The organism is Microcoleus sp. T3_A4, assembly GCF_036700465.1.
In the GTDB taxonomy this organism is placed as follows: Bacteria; Cyanobacteriota; Cyanobacteriia; order Cyanobacteriales; family Microcoleaceae; genus Microcoleus.
Genome location: NZ_JAUBOY010000028.1, coordinates 83,892 through 102,347, shown reverse-complemented (window position 1 = coordinate 102,347; position 18,456 = coordinate 83,892). Strand labels below are relative to the sequence as shown.

Sequence of the window (18,456 nt, the reverse complement as noted above, 5' to 3'; positions counted from 1 at the left end):
TTGAGATTGCACTCACTTTTTTCACTTCTCTATTTTATTGCGATCGCATTCCTCTTTAAAAACTGTCCGGAGTATTGCTTTAAGATTTTTGCGGGTTAAGCGACTAGCAAAGTAAAGCCGACCACTATCATCCTTAACGCCATGACCCGAGAAAAACAGCAGTGCCAGGTCAGCTTTGTCACGACCAGAAAACAAAGTTTCGATCGCCTCCTGCATTGCCAGCGGTTCTGGATTCGGCAGCATTTTCACCTCATCAAACCCACCCATCTCTGGATGCCGCAAGACACGCTGCATTGCCTCAACATCCTTGACAGCACCAGGTAAAGGGTTCAACCCTTCTGCATACTCACTGACCCCAACCAGCAACGCAATCTTTGCCATATATTCCTACCTACTACGCTACAAAATCTTGGGCTTCTTGGATAGCGGCTTTCAGTTCTTCTAGACTGTGAGCAGAGACTTTCAGTTTTTTGCCATTGGCTTCAACTTCTAACTCAATAAGCTTGCCACTCAGGCGATCACCCAAGAACCCCATCAACTTTTTCGCATTTGCTACGTTCACCTCAGCAGCCAGCAACCCAACCAGAAAACCACCTAATGCTTTATTCCCTTCGGGAGGATTCGGGTCAGGGACGCGAGCAACAGAATCTACCTCGTCCATTTGCTTCAATTCAGTAATGAGCCGTTGCACCTGTTCGTCTCGTTCTTCGGGTTCTAGGTCGGGGTCGTTGAAATTAATTGTAAGTTTAATGCTAGAGTTTGGAGTCATATGGCTCTCTTTCTACTGTATTTAAGTTGTAATTGTGCATACTCAAATTTCTCATTTTTATCCGGAAGACTATCTGAATTCCACTTCATTAAATTCCGAACACAAACTTCCCCTTAGCGCTAGTCGCCCACCGCAAAACCTCCCCCTGCTCCTAAGTCAAATAGAGATATCCAATAATTATTGTGGGGTAGGCATCCTGCCTGACCTTTACAGGCTTTTCTGGAGAGGTCTAATGAACTGGTTATCTCAGCGCAAACCCTTTTTGCGACCAAAGTAAACCCATCCATCCCATCAAAGCACCTATACCCAACTTTGTCAACAGGAGACCCGCTGCAGCTACTAAAGAACGGGCAGATGTCGCCACATTACCCACCGAAACAATGGCTAAAGCACCACTAATAGTTTGCTTTAGATGGGTAGGGTTCGCCTTTACAAAAGTAGAATATTTTTCCATTCATTATGACCATACTCCCTCAATTTCATAGGCATCAAAAGTCCCATCGCGACTAACCAAAACAAGGGAATGATTAATCGCCTGTGCCACCAGAATGCGATCGAAAGGATCTCGATGATGCAGCGGCAAGTTAAGATAGCATTCTGTATCAGAGAATGTGATTGGCAAAACCTCTATTTTTAGTTGTTGCAACACTTCCTCTAACTCAGAAAATGAGTTTTGCAAGCTAAGTTTTCCTAAACCAAGCTTAATGGAAATTTCCCATAAGCTGCCGATACTAAAGCAGAGAGTGTTACTTGGATTTTCAATAACTTCTGCTGCTTTAGAACTTAATTGTTTACTGTCTTCCAAGTACCAGAGAAGAGTATGGGTATCCAGTAGAATATTCATGTTCACATATATTCCTTTAAATCTTCGAGAGGTTCATCAAAATCATCAGACATCCAGATTTTACCTTTCCAAATTCCAAGTCCGCCTCGCTTTGTCGGCTTTTCTTGAGTTGAGTTTTTAGCCTGCTTTTCAATCAAAAACTCAATATAATGAAGCACTTCTGTCTGAAGAGACTCAGGGAGTTCTGCTAATTTTTCTAAAATGACTGGCTGTATCATGATTTCTTCTCGCGATCGCCCTATCTATTCCATTAAAGCACCAACACCCAATGTCAGCAACAGAATACCCCATGATCTAGCCCGATCGCCCTCACTCTACCCAAATCCCGATCGCACTGACACCCTCATTATTTTGCAACTTGCCTAAAATCCCCCGATCGACTATTCTTCCTAGTAGATATGATCTTGATATAACAACTGACAAAAACATGACAGCAATATTACCGCCTTGGATAGTTTTAGACTCCCTATTGCACAACTGGCTACTAGAAGATATCGGTAGGGGCGATCGCACAACATCGGCCTTATTTCCTGCAAACAGCATCCAGGGTACTGCTAAATGGATTGTCAAAGAAGCTGGAGTCATTGCGGGATTGCCAATTGCCGATCGCACATTTAAACTTTTAGACAGCAGCCTCAGTTTCATCCCCCAAGTACCAGAAGGGAAACTGTGCGAAAAAGGAGAAGTAATCGCCGAGATTTTCGGCAATTTCGATGCGCTGCTAACCGGAGAAAGAGTAGCATTAAACTTGGCAATGCGTTTGAGCGGCATCGCTACTTTAACTCAGAAATATGTTGACAGAATTGCCGATTTGCCAGTGCAATTAGTGGATACGCGCAAGACAACGCCGGGGTTGAGATTGTTGGAAAAATACGCAACTCAAGTCGGCGGTGCTTGCAATCACCGGATGGGATTAGATGACGCGGTGATGATTAAAGACAATCACATTGCGGCGGCTGGAGGAATTGCAGAGGCGATCGCCCTAATTCGCAATTCTATCCCCTATCCGCTGACGATCGAAGTCGAAACCGAAACTCTCGCCGAAGTAGAAACAGCTTTGCAGCACAAAGCGGATATTATCATGTTAGATAATATGTCCTTTGATTTGATGCGGCAGGCTGTCGCCATAATTCGCCAAAAGAGCGATCGGGTAAAAATTGAAGCTTCCGGCAATGTTACTTTAGAAACAATTAGAAGTGTAGCCGAAACCGGAGTTGACTATATTTCTACCAGTGCTCCGATTACGCGATCGACTTGGCTGGATTTGAGCATGAAAATTAATAGTTAGTTGACTGTTGACTGTTGAGTCTTGTGATATCAAATCAGGGTTAAATACTCTCTTGATCTCTTAGTCTCGCGTTGCCCGGAATTCGTTTGTGTGCTCGCGTTGGTAGCGGTTTCAACCGCTTAGTGATAAAGAAGTTAATGAACCCGGATTTAGTATCATTAGTCAGTAGTAACAAGGCTAATTTTCAATTCCCAATTCCCCATTCCCCATTCCCAATTACTTAGAGATAAAATGAACCCAAAAATTCCCGTCAGGCATACACACGCTGCGGATTAAGCGATAGGGATAGTGCAAGTAGGCACCGCTGACACTTGTATCGTAGCCACTTCCTAACCACTCACCATAGGGATCGTGGACGAAGAATCCCTCGCTGTCGTAGCCTGATGCAACTATAATGTGACCGAAAGACGTAAAGTATCCGTGGATGACAGCAGGATTTCCGGTGGCGAGCCAATCTTGAACGTCATCAATAGTTGCATTCTCGGTAAAGAAATCTTGAGCGCCGTAATCTCTAACAATCTTTGCTAAATCGTAGGGGTCCCAGCGACTGTAACCTTTGGCGATCGCATATTCGTAAAGTTCGTCTTCATATTGCCCGGTTTGTTTGCGCCGTGGCACCCTCAAAAAGTCCATACACATCGCTAATGAAGTTACATTGCAAGAACCTGTAGGATTATTCAAGTTATCCAGTTGCGATAGATAAGGAATGCCAAGCCTGACCGTTGGAGGATTCGGTTTGGGATAAAACAGAACGCTGTCTTGAGTAACTTGAGCGTGTGCTCCGAAAACATACCAAATTCCTGAATCTTTGAAAGACTCGTTGCGGAGAGCAACTCTGATGTGACCGCGAGCCGGGGCAAAAGCCAAGATTTCAAACTCTTTTCCGGCTGGTATTACTTGTTTTTCCGAGTCCTGAAGTTGAGAAGACGCCAGCGGTTTTGATTTAAAAATAGTGTCTCTGAGCGTTTTCAGGATCAGGGGATGTGTGGGAATCTCCTCTGGTTTGGTTTCAATCAGCTTTTTGGCTGTGACTGCTCCCAAAAAACCCGCTTCGCCGCACTTCATCAGAGTTTGAAATCGGTGGAGGGTGGCGGTAGAGAGAGGGCCAAAAATTCCGTCTACGGGAGGCTTCAGTAAACCCAGGTCAATGAGGCGGCTTTGAATTTGGGCACTGAGTTCGTCGTCTGCAGCAATTGCTTTGGCATCGTACCTAATGTTTGAGTTGAGAAAGTTTTGTAATTTCATGCTTGCGTGCCCCTGTCAATCGATTTTAGATTTTAGATTTTAGATTTTAGAATTACGATGCCGATCAATCCGGTTTTCCGAGACTACATTGCTGAGTCGTCAATAATTCCCCGTTTATCGTCTCATAAAATTACGGTAATTTTGCCGCTCACTCGATTTTAGATTTTAGATTTTAGATTTTAGATTTTAAATTTTAAATTTTAGATCGCCGATAAACCCGGTTTCCCTCGACTAAATTGCTTGCTCGTCAAAAATTCCCAGTTTATCGTCTCCTAAAATTACGGTAATTTTGTCGATCGCACGTACCTTAAAGGCTTCATATTAATTATTTGATACAAAACCTTCAAGGCGCGGGCCGATCGAATTTCACGCACTATTGACTAAAAATCCCTCGTGCGAGTTGACATTGTTTCTGCCGAATCCCGAATGCTGTTGGATGCCTCAAAAGCAGAGGGATGGCAGAATTTCCCTGTTGAGGCGAAGTCAGATTTATGCTTCGTCCGGGCGAATTACCACAACACCCATCGCATCGGGAGACAGATATTTTACGGCGGCTTCTCGGAGATCCTCGGCAGTCTGAGCTTGGATGCAAGCGGCATAGTTAAGGGCGGGAGCGATATCTCCTACCATCGACTGATAGTAACCGTACAAACTTGCTCGATCGCTCGGAGTTTCGTTACCAAAGATAAACCGATTTGCTACTTGCGTGCGGATGCGGGAAATTTCGGCATCTGTCACCAGTTCGGTTTGGAGAGTGCGGATGTGTTGGACGATCGCAGCTTCCACTGCTGCCAAGTTTTCTGTCGGTAGTTGAGCGGAAATTGAGAATATGCCGCCGAGTCGCTGAGTCATGTTGCTGACCGAAATTGACGAGACTAGCCCTTTTTCTTCGCGCAAATCATGAACCAAGCGAGTTGTGCGGCCATGACCCAATATTGTCGCCAAAACGTCGAGGGCATAAGTTTCTGACATTTCCATGAAACCAGGCACTCGCCACATCACGATCAGTCGGGCTTGCTGAAGGGCAGAGTCTACAAATTCGCGGCGGACTGTTTCTGTAAACGGCGACTCTTGGCCGTAGTTCAGGATTTGGGCTTCGGGGTGAAAGTTGCCGACAGCGGGCACATTTATTTTGTTGTTTTGTGCTGTACTTTTTGCTGCAAAACTGTCTGCGACAATTTCTATTAGTTGATCGACTGGCAAATTGCCGACAGCTACGGCTGTCATCGCCCCTGGGTGATATCTGCTGCTGTGGAAATCCCGCATTTGTTGGGCTGTCAACTGTTCGATTACCGCAGTCGGGCCGAGTACCGGTCGCTTGTAGGGCAGGACTTCAAAGGCTAATTCCATCGATCGCTGATAGGTGCGGCGGCGGGGATTGTCTTCCGATCGTCTAATTTCTTCTAAGACTACCAGCCGTTCGCGATCGAAGGCGTCGTCGGGAATGCTGGCGTTGAGCAACACATCGACTTGCAGGGGGGCTAGTTCGGCAAAATCTTTAGGAGCTGTGGTGATGTAATAGTTAGTGTAATCTTGGCTGGTGGCAGCATTGGTGACAGCGCCGCGTTGCTCGATCGCGCGCTCAAATTCGCCACTGGGAATGCTGGGAGTTCCCTTAAAAATCATGTGTTCTAAAAAGTGAGCCATGCCGTTAATGTCGTCTGGTTCGACGGCTGAGCCTAAATTGAGCCACACGCTGAGGTTAACAGCATCGACCGGCAAGTGTTCGGCTATAACGGTGAGGCCGTTGGGGAAATGGCGGATTGTTGGGGCGTTGAGGGGCGATCGGGCTGAGGTTTTGAGCAGGGTTGATGTCATTTGGCTTTTAAATTTATCTTGTTCTCTATATCTTAAAGGGTCTTTAAGGAAGAGCTCAGGCATTGGGCATTTGGGGCAAAAAATGCGACTTTGGGTATGGAGGGTAATGCACGCACCGAGTTTTTGGTTTCCCTGGAGCAAGTCCTGTTAACGTATTTCTGCGAGCGCAATCGTTAATTTATCCTAATAGTTGCCCAAGTCCTCAGTTTTTTTGGTGACAACATTCGATGGAAAATCGAAGATTGAATAAAAACTTAGTATTTCCACAAGCAGCTTTTCAACGATTTTGGCGATCGACTTCGGGGAAAATCGGCTTAATTTTGACTGTAGCGCTGATGATATCGGCAGTGTTGGCCCCCCTACTTTCTCCTTACGATGCTGCGGTCGATCGAGATTATTTGTCGCGCTTGGTGGCTCCTAGCGCGAAACATTGGTTGGGCACCGACGGTTTGGGGCGAGATTTGTTGGTGCGGGTGTGGCACGGATTGGGAATATCTTTACTCGTCAGCCTGGTTTCTGTGGGTGTGGGTTTAATTGTGGGAGCGCTTTTGGGGCTGGTGGCGGGGTATTTTCGGGGGTTGCTGGAAATGGCGATCGGCACTTTGGCGGATATTTTGCTAGCTTTTCCTTCGATTTTACTGGCGATCGGCGTTGTTACCGTCACCGGGCCGAGCCTGCAAAGCGTAATTATCGCCGTCAGCCTCGTGCAAATTCCGATTTACATCCGTTTAACTCGCAGTATGGTGCTGTCTCTGCGGGAACAAGAATTTGTTTTGGCTGTCAAGGCCTTGGGCGCCAGCGACTTACGGATTATTTTTCGCCACATTTTGCCGGGAAGTCTCGCGCCTCTAGTTGTACAAGCAACTCTTTCGACTGGTACGGCGACACTAGAAGCTGCCGGTTTGGGTTTTTTGGGTTTGGGCGCACAGCCGCCGGTTCCTGAGTTGGGGACGATGCTTTCTGATGCTTTTAAGGGCGGATACGCTCTTTCTTCTCCTTGGACGATCGTGTTTCCAGGTTTGCTGATTACGTTGACTGTTCTTGGTTTCAACCTTTTGGGCGATGGCCTACGAGACGTTTTAGATCCCAGAGGGAATTAGAGAGGGAGTGGGGGAATTTATACTTTTTCGTTTTGCCTTCTGCCTTTTACCTTCTGCCTTCTTCCCTCTGCGCCCTCTGCGCCCTCTGCCGTTCATCCCCTCTTCCTTCTTCCTGACTCTCCAATCTCAAATCTCATCAAATAGACTGACTTGACTGCTGTCACGATCTACGCGAAACTTTACATACAACTGATGTATTGCTTCTACCTATTAATAAGTTCTGTTAAGTTGTGACTCAAAACCTATCAATTCGTCAAAATTGATATAGCGCTTTGTCAGTCAGCCAACTCTCAAGAAGCTACTTCAGGAGGCATCGTCCCTGGCTTGCTGGTGTCGGTGTCTGGTCTCACTATTGCTATTCAGTCAGCCCGGATTATGGAAACACTAGAGTTTGTGATCTATCCAGATGGCCGCGTACAGGAAACAGTCACCGGCATTGTCGGTGCTTCCTGTGCTGAGGTAACGGCTGCAATTGAAGCTCAGCTCGGCGTGGTGCTTCACCAAGAGTCAACATCTGAATATTTCACGCAAGCGCTGCATCAGTCAGCCGAAGCGACCGCCCAAGTGGCTTTTAGCGATTGGTAATTTTTTTGTTGAGTTCACTTAAATTTTTTTGGAACCACCATGTCACATTTTAGCCAAATTAAGACCCAGATCCGCAATTTGAATTCTTTGGAAGCTGCTTTAACTGACTTGGGTATCGACTGGAAGTCGGGCCCGACTGAGGTGCGTGGCTATCGCGGCCTAACCAGCACCGCTGAGGTCGTAATTGAGCAAAAAAACGGCTACGACGTAGGTTTTAGCTGGAACGGGACTGAGTATGAATTGGTGGCTGACTTGCAGTTTTGGCAGCAAGCTTGGTCTGTAGACCGTTTTCTGAATAAGGTGACTCAGCGCTACGCTTACCATACTGTGGTGAATGAAAGCGCTAAGCAGGGTTTCCAAATTTCTGAGCAAAAGCAAAATCAAGACGGTTCTATCCGTTTGGTGGTGCAGCGTTGGTGCGCTTAATCATTTTTCGAGATTTTTGCAATCTTGTTTCATCAAAGTCCGCCTGTGCGGACTTATTTACTATTGTGGGGGTCTAAATGTCTGAGCTTTCTGGACTCGGAATAGATACAGCAATTGATCGCTCTGGTTTAGAGCCGGAGTTGGGAGGATTTTTGCGGGATGCGCCCGATCGCTCTGGTTTGGAACCGGAGTTGGGCGGTGTGTTGCGCCAAAAAGGTGTCTATGTTGATGAAATTACCTGCATTGGCTGCAAGCACTGTGCTCACGTTGCTCGCAATACTTTTTATATTGAACCGGATTACGGTCGATCGCGCGTAGTTCGACAAGACGGGGATTCTGAAGAGTTGATTGCTGAGGCGATCGACACTTGTCCGGTGAATTGCATTCACTGGGTTGATTACACCGAACTCAAGAATCTGGAAGAAGAACGCAAGGATCAGGTGATGCCTGTCGTTGGTTTTCCGGTGGATATGGCGACAGTTAAGGCCGGTATTCGCCAGCGCCAAAAGAATAAGTTGCGCGATCGTCAGTTCAAAGGTAGCCATTGAAATCCCCAATTCCCATCCGCAGCTTGAAACCTGTGGCTCAAACAACGAAAACAGCCCGCGCGGGCTGTTTTTATATACATTCTATAATTAATTTATTTGAGAGGATGGTGCTCAGCGAGAATTTTCTCAACTCTAGCTTCGTCAATTCTGGCAGTTAATGTTGATGCCTCGTTGTTATCCCGAATGGTTTTTGCTAAAGTAAAAGACGAGCCGATTGAAAAAGTTAAACCCATACCCATAAAAGCTTTCTGCCAGGGGTCTACTTGTAAATAAATGATACCTACAGTAGTTGCGGAAATGGCAAGAATAAAAGAAACCCAGCAGTGAAGTATCCAAGCATTAGTATCTTTTTGGCGTATGATTTGTTTCTGCATAGTGCCTCTAAGTCAAATATATCTTTTGGTTCATTAACTTAAAGAATAGATAGGGTGAGTGAAGCGGTCAGGAGAGGAAGGGACAGTTTCGATAAGTGAACAGTGCGATCGGGCTTTTTACTAAAAATTAGAACGCTGTAGATAGGGTTTAAGGCTCAAGGAAGACTGGGTGGGAGTAGACAGTTGGAAAACTCCACTAAGGAAAGCTAGTTTTTTCTCAAAATAGCGTAAGGTGCGCCGGGCCGCACCTTACTTCTCCCACTCCGCCTCCGCTGACGAGAGTTTGACTTTTGAGCGGTTTCAAGCGCCGACTCTTATCTACTTGGTTTGTGTAGCCCCGGTTTCAACCGCCGAGTTATATCTACTTATTTTTCTGCTGAGTCTTCGCTTGTTCGATCGCAATTTCCCTCACTGCTTGGAAAGAACTCAAATTCGATGAGCCCTCAATTGCCTTCACCGCCAAATCTTGAACCTGTTTCAAAGCAGAATCCAGTTGTTTCGACAAGCTAGCAATGCGCTCATCTTGATTTTGAATTGTCTGCAACATCCCTTGAATTTGCAGTTCATAATTTTGCTTTTGCCCTTCAACATCTTTAGCCCACATATCAGCCTTAACTTTAGCTTGATAATTGCCAATATTGCGACCGTTATCTTTACCGTTCTTGATATTAGCTTCCAGTTCTTTCGGGAAAGCTTCTACCTTCGCTTTCACCTCAGCATACAGCTTTTCCCGTTCCGCAATAGATTTTTCGCGTTCCGCCCACTGTTTCTCCTCTTCTTGCTGAAACTCTTCGATTTCTTGATACAGTGTTTTCTGGCGCTGTTCGTATTCTTCGATGTCCAGATTTCTCTGAAGATTCAAATCATAATCATACAATTCTTCATCCCGCTGGCGAGCTTTTTGCTGATGCTCATTGCGTTCTTGAATAGCCAACTTGTGAAGTTCCTGCTCTTTTTCCCAAGCTTGCCGGCGTTCCAACAATTCCTGTTCAACAGTTTCGCGCTGTGCGCTGAGTTCGCCAGCAAAAGTTTTCGCGCTTTCTTCGTACTGTTGAATTAAATTGTCCAGCGTATCTTCTGCAACATCTTCTAAACTGTGCAACTCTTGCAGTTGTTGAATTTCCTCACCCACAGTGCGCCGCAATTCTTCGACTTTAGCAGCTTCCGAAGTTAATTTTTCCGACAACTCGCTGACAGCGCCACCAAAGCCAAATTGCAGCAAAATCAAATTGTCGATTGTAGACTGCATTTTTTGTGGATTTTGAGTTAAAGCCATTGGTTTTTGTGCTTCCACAATAGGTTTTTCTGGGGCTGGTGTTTGCTTTTGGGAAGCGTTTAACAGTTGGATTTGCGATTCTAGCTGCGCTTTTTCTTGCGCTGCTTCCTTGTACGCTTCTAAGATTTCAGCCTTGGTGCTTTTGTCGCTAACTTTTTTGTTCATGACTTTTCATTTCTTAATAGCGTGGAAAATTTCTGTCATTTTTTCGTAAGGTGCGCATTGCACCCCTTACTGGGTTTTAAGCTTTGCTGGCAAAAGCTTTCATTGCCAAATCTTGCGCTTGCTTCATCGTGGCTTGCAGTTGCGCGGAAATTTCGGCGATTTGTTCGGTTTGCCGCCCAATTGTCTGCTGTAGAGATTGCACTTTCAATTCATATCCTTGCTTAGTGCCTTCCCACTCTTTCTCCACTAAATCTGCCTTGACTTTAGCTTCGCGGGAAACTTCTTGAATTGCTTCTTCTTTGGCTTTGACATAAGCCTGTTTGAGTTCTTCTTCAAATCCGGCGGCTTTTCTTTGATTCTCTTCAAACTCCGCTTGATTGTCGCTGAGGACTTTTTCCCGTTCCACCCAATTTTTTTCTTTTTCGCGGGTAGATTCTTGCAAATGCCGTTCTAGTTTACGCTTCGTTTCTTCGTATTCGTCGGTTTCGATTTTGCGGCTGCGCTGTAATTCGTATTGATAATCGGCTGTTTCTTCCTGGCGCTTTTTAGTGAGGAGTGCAGTTTGTTCTTGAACTGCTGCCTCAAATTCTTCTTGTTCTTTTTCCCAAATCTTGCGTTTTTGGGTCGTGTCTTTTTCGATAATTTCGCGTTGGTTAGCAGCGTTTTGTTCGAGCAGGGTCAATTTTTCTCGGTGCTCTTGAGTTAAAATGTGGAGGGCGTCTGCTACAATTCTGATTTGCTGCAACTCTTGCAATTGTTCGGCTTCAATTTCGATCGCGCGTTTTAATTCGTCTAATTTGGAAGATTCCGCCTTCAGTTTTTCGGAAAGTCCGCTGATGGTACTGCCAAAATCTAATTGCAAGTCAGCCAAGCCTTTGACGATGCTGTCAATTGTGTAGGTGGAAGCGACTTCGAGGAGTTGTTTGTTTTTGGCTTTTTCGGCTGACTGTTCTTTGGTTTCGACTTTGGATTCGATCTTTTTTTTGTCGGCTAAAATCTGCTGAAAGTTTTGCAAAATTTGGGCTTTGCTATCCTTGGCAGTTGCTATTGTCATAATGTTTGCTTCTCCTGATTATAACTTTTCGACACTTTTGAGTGAGACTTTCTCAGTTATTCTAAGTTGCGGAGTTGGCTGAGAATGGAACGGTATTTTCTGGCTGCATCGGGTTTTTCTTCGGGATTGCCACTGGCTAGAGTTTTGAGAAGTTTCCAGCAGCGATCGCACCGATTTCCTTCCGAGCAGCCGCACTCATCAATTATACTCAAAAGTGCGCCTTTTAACAATTGATTTTCGGCTAACAAAGCTCGGTAATTTCGCTGAACTGATTCGGCTACTAAAGTCATGTGCTGGAAATCTTCGGTGAGACTGTCGATGTCGTTAACTGCATCTGTCCGAATTTGATCGAGCAGCTCAAGATTCTCTTTCAAACGACTTTCTTGCAGATTTGGTTTGGTTTTCAGCTTGGTTAATTTCTTCATTTCACTCTGTTGTAACAGTTATGGTAAAGGCGCGATTTAATCGCGCCTTACAACAAAATTAGAACAAGTCAGCAGTTAATTGGTCTTCCGCTGGCGGTAGCGACATACCGCCGTTGGAATTCAAAGCAATAGCATCGCTTTCACCGCCAGCGTGAGCAGCCATCAAGCAGGCAACTTGCTGCGCCGGCAGGTTATCTAAACACACCATAGCTTTTGTTCCTTCTAAGTCAATCATCCGCGATTGATTGCTAGAATCGGACAAAACTGCTGCTGCTTGGTCGATAACCGCCCAATCTTTCCGCTCGTTCCAAGACCATTTCAAGCTGTAGTAGTTGATCGGTTTTACTACTCCGCTGTCGTCTGGTTTCTGACCGGAATGCTTGACAAATTCGGGAACAAAAATTCCGGTTGCAGGTTCTACGCCGCGAGATTGAACTGATGCTACCAAACGGTTAAAATCGTTCAAGCTGCGGTTTTTGATGTATGTCACCATGACAACTCCTTGCGGCAATTCGCCACTTTCTGCGACAAACCACAGTTGACCCCAAAGTGTGTGCGAAGTTTGACCGAGGGAACCGAAGAATTTGGAGAATTTGAGGATTGTCATGGAACACTTAGAACCGTAGTCTGTATCGCCGATCGCCCATTGGCCACTTTGGCAATTGTTACGCACTGCGATCGGGATTTCTGGTACTAACAAAGCATTGCTCGGTTTGGCACCAAATACTGAAAATGTAGGTCTTTCTTGTGTTTTAGTAGTCATTGTTCGTTTTTCCTTAGTTATTGATTTATGTTCTGACAATTAGGAATCGGTAATTAGAAATTGGGAACTCACAACAATCGAATTATTTTTCTTCCTTCTTCCTTCTTCCTTCTTCCTTCTTCCTTCCATTACCTAATGAGATGTGTTGTTGCTTTTGGTTCGGGATAGGTATACTCAAGCATCGCCTCTTGTTGAGCTTTGATAATCCGCAGCGCGGCGAGCAAATGCTCTAATGTTTCTAGGTGCGCTGGGGTGAAGTGGATGCTGAAGCCTTCGCCATCCCGCGCGTAGCCGGGACAAACCAGTGAGGCTGAGCTTTGTTCTTCGTGGGTGGCGATGTATAGCCAGTCATCGTCTTCGAGCTTGTAATGCGTGTCTGTCCAGGTTCTCAGCATTTGCGATCTGCTCCTCCTTATTTGCTGCGTACAAGCGTTTTGACGCCCAGCGCTTCTCACTCCTCTACAGTTGACGACGCTATATGTAGCGTGTGAGCTAGGCTAATTTGCACCTTTAACCCTACCAGTCAGGCTCTGCGGGTTGATTAAACCGTCAACTAACCTCATGGTAGCGCGGGTTGATTTTCCCGTCAAGTATTTTGTTGAACTTTTCATCAAAACAGGCTAGAATGCTTGTCAGGAGGCGAAAAACCGTGGAACAAACATTTGGAAGACTGATCCGTCAAGCTCGCAAGGACAAAGCTTACTCACAACGTGAGCTAGCAGCTATGCTAAGTGTGGACTTTACTTATTTGTCGAAGTTGGAGAACGATCGAGCGGATTATGCGCCAAAAGAGGAGGTAATCCGAGCATTAGCGCGAAATCTCGACATAAACGAAGAGGAATTGATTTTCTTGGCGGGGAGGCTGCCGCAGCAGTACGAAGCGCTGCTGAAGCAGAATCCGAAGGAAATGCAGGCTCTTTTTCGCCGGATGCAAGAAAATCCAGATTGGCTCAAACAATCTTTTGAAGCGTAAGAGAGGCCCCTCATAGTGAGTATTTTTAAGCCGTATTGCTTCTATCCCAAAGAATCGATCGAGCGTTTGGCAAATGACATCTTGATGCAGATGCAGAAAACGCAAAATTTTGCTCCGAGATGGCCTTTTGATGCGACAACGGTTGCTGATTTTCTGGATTTGGGCGTAGTATGGGAGTGCATTGACCCGGATGAAGAAGGTGCGATCGCGGCGAGGATTTTGCCGCAGCAGCGGTTAATCGAAATCAACGAACAGATTCTCGAAAAACCGCCGGGTTTCATCGAATCGACGATCGCCCACGAAATCGGCCACTGGGTGCTACACGTCAATCAAGACGAAGCAGACGGCACTGTGGAACAGTTGGAATTAAACTTGGGCAATGAAGGAAAAGCAGCCCAGGATGTCGAGGAACCGTTTGTTTGTCGGGGTGCGAGTGCTGATAATAAGGTTTTGTCGATCGAATGGCAAGCGCAATATTTTGCAAGCTGTTTGTTGATGCCTCGGTGTATTTTGGAGGAAAAAAGACAGGGACGCGATTTAACAAAGTGGTCGCATTTATACAAAATGAGAGATGAATTGGGAGTGAGCATTTCCAATTTGACAAACCGCTTACAAGAATTCGATTGGATTTATATTCCCAAGGGAACGCGCGAGATTTATGCCGGGAAAGATGCGGCAAACGGACAGCAGCGATTGTTTGGATAGAAGTGCGATCTAATTTGAGGTTTGAGATTTGGAAGAGATTCTCAAATCTCAAATGTTTTAAATTAATTTCTAATTAAGTTACATTTTATGCTCACCAATATTGAAATCCTGCTGGCAGCTTGTGAGGAATTAAATATACCTTACGAAATCCTCCATCCTTCCCAAAACTTGATTAGAATCAAACACGGCGACGAAGAATATTATTTTGTCAATTACATGACGCCATTTAACAGCGCGTCAGTAGCAGAGATTTTTAAAGACAAAGAATATACTTATCAACTATTAAACGGCCAAATAAATACTCCCAGAACTCTCGGTTTTGTCTCCCCTCACTGCGAGGAGAAGTATAAAAAGTATTTGAGTTTCCCAGATATTGAATCAATAGTTTTAGAAGTAAACAAAAAATTCGCTTTCCCGGTAATTCTCAAAAGAAATCGCGGTGCTGGTGGCAACAATGTTTTTTTGTGTGAAAGTAGAGAGCAAATTAAAGCAGCCCTAGAAATTATATTTAATGTCAACAGCAAAGATTATGACTATGTGGCGCTAGCTCAAGAATACATCGAAATTTCTCACGAATATCGGGCTGTATTCTGCAAAGAAAAGCTAGTTTTGCTGTACGAGAAAGACAAATCTCAGGCTAAATTTGCGGGGAATTTAAGTCCGCTGCACTGGGAAGGTGCAAAAGCTCAACATATAATTAACCCCAATCTCATGTCTGAGATTGAAGATTTTGTTAAACCTGTTTTTGCAGAAATGGCGATTAATTATGCTGGGTTTGACATAGCACTAGATAAAAAAGGAGCATATTGGTTAATTGAAATTAACTCAAGTCCCAATTACGATATTTTTGTCAGAGATAACGATCGCCAAATTGTGGTAACAATGTTTAAAGGTATTCTGGATAGCTTGATTCTTAACAAAAAGCCGTAAATGCTCGATTTTAGAGATACGCTACAATTAACTAAATCCCAATCTCAAAAAAAGTAAAAGCAATGACATCAGAAATGTTAAAAGTAGAGGAAACTTGGGCATAAATTCTCGCCCTATCCCCTCCTCTTTCATTAGCGTTTATCAGCGTTTATCAGCGGTTAAAATTATCTTATTTCCGGTTGCATCGGTATTGTTCAAGACTTGGGGCGGTGGGTGATTGCAAACAGTCTCATCATCTAGATTCAAATATTTATTGCTCTCACGCACCCTACAGCTACAAACTTTATATCACATTCTTTCTAAAACCTGAATCCCCAACAACTCCAAACCCAACTTCAAAGTCCTCGCCGTCAAATCGCACAAAATCAACCGCGAAGTCCGCAACGGTTCCTCAGCTTTCAAAACCGGACATTGCTCAAAAAATTGATTGAACTTTTGACTCAATTCAAACAAATACTGACAAATTCGATTCGGCAACAAATCGCCGCCAACAGCATTCACAACTTCATTCAACTGCAATAAATGCTTTGCCAATACCAACTCGGCATCTGACTGCAAAATCACTTTCGCACCAGCATCTAAATTCTCGAAATCAATCTCACCTTTGCGGCGAATTCCCTGCACGCGCGCGTAAGCATACAGCATATAAGGAGCGGTATTTCCGTGCAATGCGAGCATTTTGTCGTAACTAAATACATAGTTGCTGGCGCGGTTTTGACTCAAATCTGCATACTTAACTGCACTCAAACCAACTACGCGACCTACGTTAGCTATAAACTCTTTAGTTTCCTGTCTTTCTTCTGTGACTAATCTGTCTTCCAAATCTTTGGTGGCGCGGACGATCGCCTCATCTAACAAATCCTGCAACCGCACCGTTTCCCCAGAACGAGTTTTGAGTTTTTTGCCGTCTTCTCCCAATACCAAACCGAAGGGAATATGGACAATTTCGACATCTTCGGGAATCCAACCGGCTTTTCTCGCTACTGCAAATACTTGGGCAAAATGGTTGGCTTGTCCTGAATCCGTGACATAAATTATGCGCTTTGCATTGTCTTTTTGGATGCGGTAGCGCACTGCTGCTAAATCGGTGGTGGCGTAGTTGTAGCCGCCGTCGGTTTTTTGGACAATTAGCGGGAGAGGTTCTCCTTCTTTATTGGTGAAACCGTCTACAAAAACGCATTTCGCGCCGTCACTTTCTACTAGCAAACCTAGATTGGTTAAATCTTCGACTACTGCGGGCAATAATGGATTGTAAAACGATTCGCCGCGTTCGGTTAATTTGATATCGAGCAAGTCGTATATTACTTGAAATTCGCGGCGGGATTGATTGCACAGCAATTTCCAAGCGCGGCGGGTGTCTTCGGCGCCTGCTTGCAGTTTTACTACTTCTTGGCGGGCGGTTTCTTTGAAGGTTTCGTCTGCGTCAAAGCGCTGTTTTGCTTGGCGGTAAAATGCGACTAAATCGCCTAAATCTAGGGCGTCAGCGGTTGTGAGGGCTTCGGGGTGAACTTCGCGCAAGTATGCGATCAGCATCCCGAATTGGGTGCCCCAGTCGCCGATGTGGTTGATTCTGAGTACGTCGTGGCCTTGAAATTCGAGGATGCGGGCGATCGCATCTCCGATGATTGTCGATCGCAAGTGTCCGACGTGCATTTCTTTGGCTATATTCGGACTCGAAAAGTCGATCGCAATTGTCTGAGGCGTTTTCGCGGGTTCAATCCCCAAACGCGAGTCGCCGGCGATCGCACTAATTTGCGCTTCCAAATAAGCGGGTTTGAGCTTCAAATTGATAAAACCGGGCCCGGCGATTTCTGGGGTTTCGCAGATGTCGGTAATATCTAGGTTTTCGATGATTGTCGAGGCGATCGCCCGTGGGGGCTTTCCTAACTTTTTCCCCAAACTCATCGCCGCGTTGCACTGAAAGTCCCCAAAGTTGGGATTGCTGGCGGCGGCTAGCATTGGATCTGCACCTGCATAACTTTCGCCGAATGCCGCGGTGAATGCTTTTTCAAATTTTGCTTTTAACTGTTGGGCGATCGAGTTCATGTTTAATATTTTGATTGGATGTTTATTTTAAACTCTAGATTAAGCACTTTTTGCCAATAATACTCTTACTACTTAGGTAATTTCCCCATCCGACCCTCTCCCTCTGGCCCTCTGGCCCTCTCCCCACCTACTAAGAAATTTTGTACTTAGCTTTGAGCTGCTGAGCGGATCAAAATCACTTGCAGCGCTAACACACAGTACATTTTATCACAGTTGCGATCGCTACACAAATTAAAAATTATCACATCTAGCCAATGATCTCGATCGCTAGATAATTTTGTTAAATCGCTTACATTAAGGTATGTTAAAATTTTTTCAATGCTCCCAAAAATCCTACGAAAGGAAGTAGTTATGTTATCTCAACCTATTTTTGGCGATCGCTCTCTGACCCAAGCCTTTTATCAAGCAGTAATCGCTCGCTTCTACGACGGTTTCAGTCTCTCCACCCAAGCACTATTACGAGAGTGTACGCTTGGCTTTGCCCCTTGTCCCGATGGAGTCAAAACCTTTTTCATCATCGCGCCGAGTCTCGATGCAGCAGAGCAACTAATGGAAAAAATGGACAGTATTTTGGAGCGAGTTGCCGAACTCATGGCTGGAGTCGGACAAGTTGCCCTGTGCATAGTTCCCCCCGGCAGCGAAGCAGAGCAACCAGTAGATATGCAAGACTTAGAAAAAGTTCCCCCAGATTGTCTGGCTTGCAAATTCTTTACAATTATATGGGCCGATGCTGCGGCCGATCGGTAAAATTGACACTTAGCAACCAGCAACTCAACACGGTTCGGCCCAAGCTGTGCCCGTGGTGGCGCGGGGTAGATTGTCTGTTAGTTACAGTCCCTGGAATTATCGGGTACAGCGTGCAGGTAATTTAGAGCGTTTGCAAGGTTGCACTCGCAATCTTTGGCAAGTGTTAAACCAGACAAAATATATATCAAAGACCCGCTTGTCAGTCGCTCAGATTTTTACCTGCCGGCTAAAACAGCCGTGCATCTACTTTTTACATTCCCAATAAAGGCCACCAAAAAGCCGCATCAACTCTCCTGGGTGTCTCACTTCAAAAGACAGCAGCAGGAATTAGGCGGTATCGCTAGAAAATAGATTTTTGGGAAATATCTGCTGATG

At 45.2% G+C, this 18,456-nt stretch carries 24 protein-coding genes; 10 read left to right on the top strand and 14 right to left on the bottom strand.

From position 1 onward, the window contains the following. Nucleotides 1-21: 21 nt before the first annotated feature. The 5 genes from QUA07_RS17225 to vapB form a co-directional block, all read right to left on the bottom strand. Nucleotides 22-381, bottom strand: coding sequence for a caspase family protein (locus tag QUA07_RS17225; RefSeq protein ID WP_333327139.1), 360 nt, complete (start codon nucleotides 379-381; stop codon nucleotides 22-24). A 13-nt stretch (nucleotides 382-394) separates the two neighbouring features. Further along, on the bottom strand, nucleotides 395-769 hold the full coding sequence (locus QUA07_RS17220; RefSeq protein ID WP_333327137.1) for a hypothetical protein: 375 nt from the start codon (nucleotides 767-769) through the stop codon (nucleotides 395-397). 241 nt (nucleotides 770-1,010) lie between these two features. Further along, a complete protein-coding gene (locus tag QUA07_RS17215; protein ID WP_333327135.1) occupies nucleotides 1,011-1,223 on the bottom strand; it encodes a hypothetical protein in 213 nt (70 codons plus the stop codon). Nucleotides 1,224-1,226: 3 nt separating this feature from the next. Beyond that, nucleotides 1,227-1,613: a type II toxin-antitoxin system VapC family toxin gene (locus QUA07_RS17210; protein ID WP_333327133.1), complete on the bottom strand. Its 387-nt coding sequence runs from the start codon at nucleotides 1,611-1,613 to the stop codon at nucleotides 1,227-1,229. Between the two features lie 2 nt (nucleotides 1,614-1,615). Further along, nucleotides 1,616-1,831, bottom strand: coding sequence for a type II toxin-antitoxin system VapB family antitoxin (gene vapB / locus QUA07_RS17205; RefSeq protein ID WP_333327131.1), 216 nt, complete (start codon nucleotides 1,829-1,831; stop codon nucleotides 1,616-1,618). Here vapB and QUA07_RS17200 point away from each other — a divergent pair. Both QUA07_RS17200 and nadC read left to right on the top strand, forming a co-directional pair. Next, nucleotides 1,830-1,979: a hypothetical protein gene (locus QUA07_RS17200; RefSeq protein ID WP_333327129.1), complete on the top strand. Its 150-nt coding sequence runs from the start codon at nucleotides 1,830-1,832 to the stop codon at nucleotides 1,977-1,979. The genes vapB and QUA07_RS17200 overlap by 2 nt on opposite strands. A 61-nt stretch (nucleotides 1,980-2,040) precedes the next feature. Then, the gene (nadC, locus tag QUA07_RS17195) at nucleotides 2,041-2,901 is read left to right on the top strand and encodes a carboxylating nicotinate-nucleotide diphosphorylase (RefSeq protein ID WP_333327127.1); all 861 of its coding nucleotides are present in this window, start codon (nucleotides 2,041-2,043) and stop codon (nucleotides 2,899-2,901) included. A 216-nt stretch (nucleotides 2,902-3,117) separates the two neighbouring features. Here nadC and QUA07_RS17190 read toward each other — a convergent pair whose 3' ends face one another. Then, the gene (locus tag QUA07_RS17190) at nucleotides 3,118-4,146 is read right to left on the bottom strand and encodes a C39 family peptidase (protein WP_333308043.1); all 1,029 of its coding nucleotides are present in this window, start codon (nucleotides 4,144-4,146) and stop codon (nucleotides 3,118-3,120) included. A gap of 489 nt (nucleotides 4,147-4,635) precedes the next feature. After that, the gene (locus QUA07_RS17185) at nucleotides 4,636-5,964 is read right to left on the bottom strand and encodes a pitrilysin family protein (RefSeq protein ID WP_333327125.1); all 1,329 of its coding nucleotides are present in this window, start codon (nucleotides 5,962-5,964) and stop codon (nucleotides 4,636-4,638) included. A gap of 227 nt (nucleotides 5,965-6,191) precedes the next feature. Here QUA07_RS17185 and QUA07_RS17180 point away from each other — a divergent pair, with 227 nt between their 5' ends. The 4 genes from QUA07_RS17180 to QUA07_RS17165 all read left to right on the top strand — a co-directional run bounded on the left by QUA07_RS17180 (nucleotide 6,192) and on the right by QUA07_RS17165 (nucleotide 8,623). After that, entirely contained in the window at nucleotides 6,192-7,064 is an 873-nt protein-coding gene (locus tag QUA07_RS17180) for an ABC transporter permease (protein ID WP_333327123.1), read from the top strand. A 375-nt stretch (nucleotides 7,065-7,439) separates the two neighbouring features. Continuing rightward, the gene (locus QUA07_RS17175; protein ID WP_015176940.1) at nucleotides 7,440-7,649 is read left to right on the top strand and encodes a DUF2997 domain-containing protein; all 210 of its coding nucleotides are present in this window, start codon (nucleotides 7,440-7,442) and stop codon (nucleotides 7,647-7,649) included. A gap of 39 nt (nucleotides 7,650-7,688) precedes the next feature. Continuing rightward, nucleotides 7,689-8,075 carry a DUF1257 domain-containing protein gene (locus QUA07_RS17170; RefSeq protein ID WP_006634895.1) on the top strand — a complete coding sequence of 129 codons (387 nt, stop codon included), beginning with the start codon at nucleotides 7,689-7,691 and terminating at the stop codon, nucleotides 8,073-8,075. A gap of 77 nt (nucleotides 8,076-8,152) precedes the next feature. Continuing rightward, nucleotides 8,153-8,623 carry a ferredoxin gene (locus QUA07_RS17165; protein ID WP_333327121.1) on the top strand — a complete coding sequence of 157 codons (471 nt, stop codon included), beginning with the start codon at nucleotides 8,153-8,155 and terminating at the stop codon, nucleotides 8,621-8,623. 92 nt (nucleotides 8,624-8,715) lie between these two features. On the opposite strand, the gene QUA07_RS17160 is transcribed toward QUA07_RS17165, so the two are convergent. The 6 genes from QUA07_RS17160 to QUA07_RS17135 all read right to left on the bottom strand — a co-directional run bounded on the left by QUA07_RS17160 (nucleotide 8,716) and on the right by QUA07_RS17135 (nucleotide 13,075). After that, nucleotides 8,716-8,997: a YiaA/YiaB family inner membrane protein gene (locus tag QUA07_RS17160; RefSeq protein WP_333327119.1), complete on the bottom strand. Its 282-nt coding sequence runs from the start codon at nucleotides 8,995-8,997 to the stop codon at nucleotides 8,716-8,718. A 361-nt stretch (nucleotides 8,998-9,358) separates the two neighbouring features. After that, nucleotides 9,359-10,438, bottom strand: a complete 1,080-nt coding sequence (locus QUA07_RS17155) for a hypothetical protein (protein WP_333327118.1) — start codon at nucleotides 10,436-10,438, stop codon at nucleotides 9,359-9,361. A 76-nt stretch (nucleotides 10,439-10,514) separates the two neighbouring features. Further along, nucleotides 10,515-11,492 (bottom strand): hypothetical protein, encoded by a 978-nt coding sequence (locus QUA07_RS17150; RefSeq protein ID WP_333327116.1) that lies wholly within the window; start codon nucleotides 11,490-11,492, stop codon nucleotides 10,515-10,517. A 56-nt stretch (nucleotides 11,493-11,548) separates the two neighbouring features. Then, a complete protein-coding gene (locus QUA07_RS17145) occupies nucleotides 11,549-11,917 on the bottom strand; it encodes a hypothetical protein (protein WP_333327114.1) in 369 nt (122 codons plus the stop codon). Nucleotides 11,918-11,975: 58 nt separating this feature from the next. Continuing rightward, nucleotides 11,976-12,680 carry a hypothetical protein gene (locus QUA07_RS17140; RefSeq protein ID WP_333327112.1) on the bottom strand — a complete coding sequence of 235 codons (705 nt, stop codon included), beginning with the start codon at nucleotides 12,678-12,680 and terminating at the stop codon, nucleotides 11,976-11,978. A gap of 128 nt (nucleotides 12,681-12,808) precedes the next feature. After that, on the bottom strand, nucleotides 12,809-13,075 hold the full coding sequence (locus tag QUA07_RS17135; RefSeq protein WP_006634886.1) for a hypothetical protein: 267 nt from the start codon (nucleotides 13,073-13,075) through the stop codon (nucleotides 12,809-12,811). A gap of 254 nt (nucleotides 13,076-13,329) precedes the next feature. Here QUA07_RS17135 and QUA07_RS17130 point away from each other — a divergent pair, with 254 nt between their 5' ends. The 3 genes from QUA07_RS17130 to QUA07_RS17120 all read left to right on the top strand — a co-directional run bounded on the left by QUA07_RS17130 (nucleotide 13,330) and on the right by QUA07_RS17120 (nucleotide 15,288). Further along, nucleotides 13,330-13,653: a helix-turn-helix domain-containing protein gene (locus tag QUA07_RS17130; RefSeq protein WP_006634885.1), complete on the top strand. Its 324-nt coding sequence runs from the start codon at nucleotides 13,330-13,332 to the stop codon at nucleotides 13,651-13,653. A gap of 15 nt (nucleotides 13,654-13,668) precedes the next feature. Beyond that, entirely contained in the window at nucleotides 13,669-14,358 is a 690-nt protein-coding gene (locus QUA07_RS17125; RefSeq protein WP_333327110.1) for an ImmA/IrrE family metallo-endopeptidase, read from the top strand. 87 nt (nucleotides 14,359-14,445) lie between these two features. After that, nucleotides 14,446-15,288 carry a YheC/YheD family protein gene (locus QUA07_RS17120; RefSeq protein WP_333327108.1) on the top strand — a complete coding sequence of 281 codons (843 nt, stop codon included), beginning with the start codon at nucleotides 14,446-14,448 and terminating at the stop codon, nucleotides 15,286-15,288. 288 nt (nucleotides 15,289-15,576) lie between these two features. Here QUA07_RS17120 and argS read toward each other — a convergent pair whose 3' ends face one another. Further along, on the bottom strand, nucleotides 15,577-17,334 hold the full coding sequence (argS, locus tag QUA07_RS17115) for an arginine--tRNA ligase (protein ID WP_333327106.1): 1,758 nt from the start codon (nucleotides 17,332-17,334) through the stop codon (nucleotides 15,577-15,579). A gap of 351 nt (nucleotides 17,335-17,685) precedes the next feature. Here argS and QUA07_RS17110 point away from each other — a divergent pair, with 351 nt between their 5' ends. Continuing rightward, nucleotides 17,686-18,081: a hypothetical protein gene (locus QUA07_RS17110; RefSeq protein ID WP_333327104.1), complete on the top strand. Its 396-nt coding sequence runs from the start codon at nucleotides 17,686-17,688 to the stop codon at nucleotides 18,079-18,081. The last annotated feature ends 375 nt before the right edge of the window (nucleotides 18,082-18,456 follow it).